The organism is Mesorhizobium sp. M7A.F.Ca.CA.004.12.1.1 (genome assembly GCF_003997835.1).
GTDB lineage: Bacteria > Pseudomonadota > Alphaproteobacteria > Rhizobiales > Rhizobiaceae > Mesorhizobium.
The window spans coordinates 1-4,955 of record NZ_RZRK01000472.1; the positions used below are offsets into that span (position 1 = coordinate 1).

6 protein-coding genes are annotated in these 4,955 nt (G+C 62.2%); all 6 read right to left on the reverse strand.

The features are described from left to right. Positions 1-151 precede the first annotated feature (151 nt). A complete protein-coding gene (aat, locus tag EN984_RS22770) occupies positions 152-769 on the reverse strand; it encodes a leucyl/phenylalanyl-tRNA--protein transferase (protein ID WP_127269232.1) in 618 nt (205 codons plus the stop codon). 12 nt (positions 770-781) lie between these two features. Then, positions 782-2,125, reverse strand: coding sequence for an acetyl-CoA carboxylase biotin carboxylase subunit (gene accC / locus EN984_RS22775; protein WP_127383957.1), 1,344 nt, complete (start codon positions 2,123-2,125; stop codon positions 782-784). 10 nt (positions 2,126-2,135) lie between these two features. Further along, positions 2,136-2,594, reverse strand: coding sequence for an acetyl-CoA carboxylase biotin carboxyl carrier protein (accB, locus tag EN984_RS22780; RefSeq protein ID WP_127269234.1), 459 nt, complete (start codon positions 2,592-2,594; stop codon positions 2,136-2,138). A gap of 26 nt (positions 2,595-2,620) precedes the next feature. After that, complete coding sequence (aroQ, locus tag EN984_RS22785) at positions 2,621-3,055, reverse strand: type II 3-dehydroquinate dehydratase (protein WP_127269235.1); 435 nt, start codon at positions 3,053-3,055, stop codon at positions 2,621-2,623. 148 nt (positions 3,056-3,203) lie between these two features. Further along, the gene (locus EN984_RS22790) at positions 3,204-4,007 is read right to left on the reverse strand and encodes a DsbA family protein (RefSeq protein WP_127272408.1); all 804 of its coding nucleotides are present in this window, start codon (positions 4,005-4,007) and stop codon (positions 3,204-3,206) included. A 61-nt stretch (positions 4,008-4,068) separates the two neighbouring features. Next, a partial coding sequence (locus tag EN984_RS22795; protein WP_164765586.1) for a M48 family metalloprotease occupies positions 4,069-4,955 on the reverse strand: 887 nt, incomplete at its 5' end.

The following is a 4,955-nucleotide window of genomic DNA, read 5'->3' on the forward strand; positions in this document are numbered from 1 at the left end:
GCTGACCTACGAGGCACATGCGACACGCGAGAACGGCGAACCTTACGTCGCGCTGGTCAGCACCGGCTATGTCCATCGCGTCAACGGCTGGAAGATGATGTTCCATTCGCAGACGCCATTGGAAGCCGCCACTGGGAAGTAGGCTCAATCTTCAGGGATAGAATACGGCCTCGCCCTTCAGCGCGTCGGCCAGCATCTTTTCATATTTGCCGCGCGGCACGTCGACCGCGCCGAAGCGCTTGAGGTGCTCGGTGGTGAACTGGGTGTCAAGCAGAGCGAAGCCGCGTGCCTTCAAGCGCTCGACGAGATAGAAAAGGCAGGTCTTGGAAGCGTCCGTCTCCCTGGCGAACATGCTCTCGCCAAAAAACACCCGGCCGAGCGACACGCCATAGAGGCCACCGACCAGCCGGTCCTCGCGCCACGCCTCGACCGAATGACAATGGCCTATCCGATGCAACTCGACATAGGCTTCGCGGATCGGCGCATTGATCCAGGTCGAGCGCCGTTCCACGCGCTTTTCGGCGCAGCCGTCGATGGTCGCTTCGAAATCGAAATCGAAACGGATGTCGAAGGGGTTCTTCCTGATCGTTTTCCTGAGGCTTTTCGGCGCGTGAAAACCATCGAGCGGAATGATGCCGCGCGTCTCCGGCCGCACCCAGAACACCTCCGGGTCGCCGGCACTTTCGGCCATCGGGAAGACGCCCGAGGCGTATGCCTTGAGCAGAAGGTCGGTGGGGATGCGATAGCCGGGCGCGTAGGGGCGGGTCATCGCGTCTCCGCGCTAGTCTTCCTTGGCCAGGGATTTTTCCAGCCAGTGGATGTCGTAGTCGCCATTGGCGATGTCGGCATTGCCGACGAGATCGCGAAACAGCGGCAACGTCGTCTTGATGCCGTCGACGACGAACTCGTCCAGGGCGCGGCGCAGGCGCATCATGCACTCGACGCGATTACGCCCATGCACGATCAGCTTGCCGATCAGGCTGTCATAGTATGGCGGGATCTTGTAGCCGGAATAAACGCCGGAATCGACGCGGATGCCCAGGCCGCCCGGTGTGTGGAAATGGGTGATCGTGCCGGGCGAGGGGGTGAAGGTGCGCGGGTCCTCGGCGTTGATGCGGCATTCGATGGCGTGGCCGTTGAACTTGATGTCCTCCTGCTTCACCGAGAGGCCGCCACCGGAGGCGACGCGGATCTGCTCATGCACGAGATCGATGCCGGTGATCGCTTCCGTCACCGGATGCTCGACCTGCAGGCGCGTGTTCATCTCGATGAAGTAGAACTCGCCATTCTCGTAGAGGAACTCGATGGTGCCGGCGCCGGAATAGCCGAGATCGGCGATGGCCTTGGCGCAGATGCCGCCGATGCGGGCGCGCTCTTCGGCATTGAGGGCGGGCGAGGGCGCCTCTTCCCAGACCTTCTGGTGGCGGCGCTGCAAGGAACAGTCGCGCTCACCGAAATGCACGCCGCGGCCAAAGCCGTCACCGAACACCTGGACTTCGATATGGCGCGGCTTTTCCAGGTATTTTTCGATATAAACGGCATCGTCGCCGAACGCCGCACCGGCTTCCGTGCTCGCCGTCTGCAGGGCGATCTCCAGGTCAGCCTCGGTGAGGGCGACCTTCATACCGCGACCGCCACCACCGGCCGATGCCTTGATGATCACGGGATAGCCGATCTCGGCGGCAATGCGCCTGGCTTCCTTCTGGTCGGTGACGGCGCCGTCCGAACCGGGCACAACCGGAATGCCGAGGCGCTTGGCGGTTCGCTTGGCCTCGATCTTGTCGCCCATGATGCGGATATGGTCGCCGGACGGACCGATGAAGGTGATGTTGTGCGCGGCCAGTATGTCGGCGAATTTGGCGTTCTCCGACAGGAAGCCGTAGCCCGGATGCACGGCGTCGGCGCCGGTGATTTCGCAGGCCGCAACGATCTGATGGATGTTGAGATAGCTGTCGCGCGATGGCGGCGGACCGATGCAGACGCTCTCGTCGGCGAGCCGCACATGCATGGCGTCGGCATCGGCGGTCGAATGCACCACCACCGTCTGGATGCCGAGTTCCTTGCAGGCGCGCAGCACCCGGAGGGCGATTTCGCCGCGATTGGCGATGAGGATCTTCTGAAACATCAGGCCCGCTCTATTCGATCACGACGAGCGGCATGCCATATTCGACCGGCTGCGAATCCTCGAAAAGGATCGCGGTCACCGTGCCGGCACGTGGCGAGGGGATCTGGTTCATCGTCTTCATCGCTTCGATGATCAGCAGCGTCTGGCCTTCCTTGACCTTCTGGCCGACTTCGATGAACGCCTTGGCGTCCGGCGACGGCGCCAGGTAGGCGGTGCCGACCATCGGCGAGGTGACTGCGTTCTTGGAAATATCTGCCACAACGGGCAGAGCTGCGGAGGCAGCTTGCGCTGCTGCCGGCGCATAGGCCTGCTGCGGCGCTGCGATTGCATGAACAGCCGGCGCCTGCCGCGAGACGCGCACCTTCAGGTCGCCCAGTTCAACCTCGATCTCGGTGAGATTGGTGTCGTTCAGTATGCCCGCCAGATCGCGGATCAGTTGCTGGTCAACACCGGTCTTCTTTATCGACATTTTCGAGCCTTCTGTTTGTTGGCCGGTCATAGGCGTGCGGCCAGCGCCTGTAGCGCCAGCGTATAGCCGAGCGGCCCAAAGCCACAGATCATGCCGACGGCGACCGGCGCGACCATGGAGATGTGGCGGAATGGTTCCCGCGCATGGATGTTGGAAAGATGAACTTCGGCCACCGGCAACGGCGCGACGGCGCGGATGGCGTCGTGGATGGCAATCGAGGTGTGGCTGTAGGCGCCCGGATTGATGACGATGCCGACAGCCTTGTCGCCAGCTTCCTGAATCCAGTCGACAAGGTCGCCCTCATGGTTCGACTGGCGGAAATCGATCTCGAACCCCAGCGCCTCGCCTGCCTGCTTGCAGTCGTCGGCGATCGCGGCAAGCGTCTTGCCGCCATAGATGCCCGGCTCGCGCTTGCCGAGCGCGTTGAGATTGGGACCGTTCAGGACGAAAACCGTTTTCAAAAAGCCGACCTTTCCCGGCGCCGTCATCAAGCCGGCGCGCTGGGCCCTCTATAATGGGCATAGCCGCCCGCGGAAAGAGCACAAGTGCGTTCTTTCACTGTCCACAACAGGCGGAAATGTGCCCGTGAGAAATAGCTGGCGAGCAAGATCAGAGCGCGGCTTTCGCCGCCTCGATCTTTTCTGCCAGCACTTCCTGCCCGAGTGCTCCGAACACCACCTCGTTGCCGATGACATAGGACGGCGTTCCGGTGATCGCCAGCTTGTTGGCAAGATCGTAGGTCTTGGCGAGGGCCTCGTTGATTGTCGGGTCCTTCATCTTCTCGCGCAGCGCCGCTTCGTCGGCGCCGAGCGACAGCGCGACCTTGATTGCCGACGCCTCGGTGGCGCGTCCCTGGCCGCCGAGCAACGCATTGTGGAACTCGCCGTACTTTTCCGGGTGCATCAGGTGAAAGGCCATCGAGACCACGCTCGCCTTCTGCGATTCCGGTCCAAGGATGGGGAATTCCTTGAGCACGAAGCGCAGGTCCGGATCGGTCTTGGTCAGCGCCTGCATGTCGTCCATGGCGCGTTTGCAGAAGCCGCAATTGTAGTCGTAGAACTCGACGATGGTGACCTTGCCGTTCGGATTGCCGACGACGCCGTCGAAGGCGGAGTTGAAGATCTGGTCCTTGGCATTCTTGATCACGCCGAGATGAGCGATGCGCTGCTCTTCCTTCTGCTTGGCCTCAAGCGCGTCCTGGACTTCCAGGAGGACTTCCGGGTTTTTCAACAAATAGTCGCGGATGATGCCTTCGACCTCGGTGCGGTCGATCTTGGTATCGGCCGCCGCGGTCTCGACCGGCTGTGCGGTACCGGCCTTGGCGATCTGCGGGTTTCCGGCAACGAATCCGAAAGCCAGCATGGCCAGGGCGACCGCAACCCCCGTGGTGCCCAGCAGCAGTGCCTTTTTCATCGTTCCTGTTCCTTCTACCTGTTTTCCGGTCTGGCTATGTCGTGGCGCGCGGCCGGAAGGTTCACTTGATCTTGGTTGACGGCTTGTAGTTTATGATATCCTGGGCGCGAAGCCAGCGCGGCTCGCCGCGTTTCATCTGCTGCTGCGCCCGCATGGCGAAAATCTTCGCATCCTTGTAGTTGCCGGAATAGAAATGGCTTTCGGCGGTGGCAAGTTCGGCGCCCGGTATGTCACCCAACTCACCGTAGGCCTGTGCCAGATAGCGATACCCGGCTGAATTTTCCTTGTCGCGCCCGAGGCCGTTGTTGATCTGCACGACGGCTTTTTTCAGAGAGTCGGGCGTGCCGACGGCCATCAGCGCCTGGCCCATGGACACCGGCAGCAGACCGGACCGCGCCGAATCGAGGCTGACCGCCTTGGCGTAGGCGTCCGCGGCTTCCTTGGGTTTGTTTGCCTTCATCAGGATGTCGCCGCGCAGTTCCTGGAAGTAAGCGTTCTTGGGCTGCGCCTTGATCAGTGCATTGGTCTTGGCGAGCGCGGCGGCGATGTTGCCGAACAGGTAGGTCGACTGGGCGTCGCCATATAGCGCGGCGAGGGTCCCTTGCATCTTTCGCATCAGCCGCGACGCAGCCGCCTGGCCTTCCATGTAGACGGCGATCTTCACCCGCACCATGTCATGGCGCTGCTGCAGCGCGGGCGGGTCCGGCCTGTCGACATTGGGGCTCTGTTTCACCAGCACTTCGAGATTGGAGATACGATCCCGCGGCATCGGATGGCTGATCCGGTAGGGATCGACTTGCGCGCCCGAGAGCGACAGCGCAGTCTGGAAGCGGTGAAACGTCTTCAGCATGCCCATGCCGGACTGGCCGGTGGCGTTGAGATAGGTGATCGCCGAGCGGTCGGCCGTCATCTCCTCGGTGCGCTGGTAGGCGAGATGGCACAGCGCAG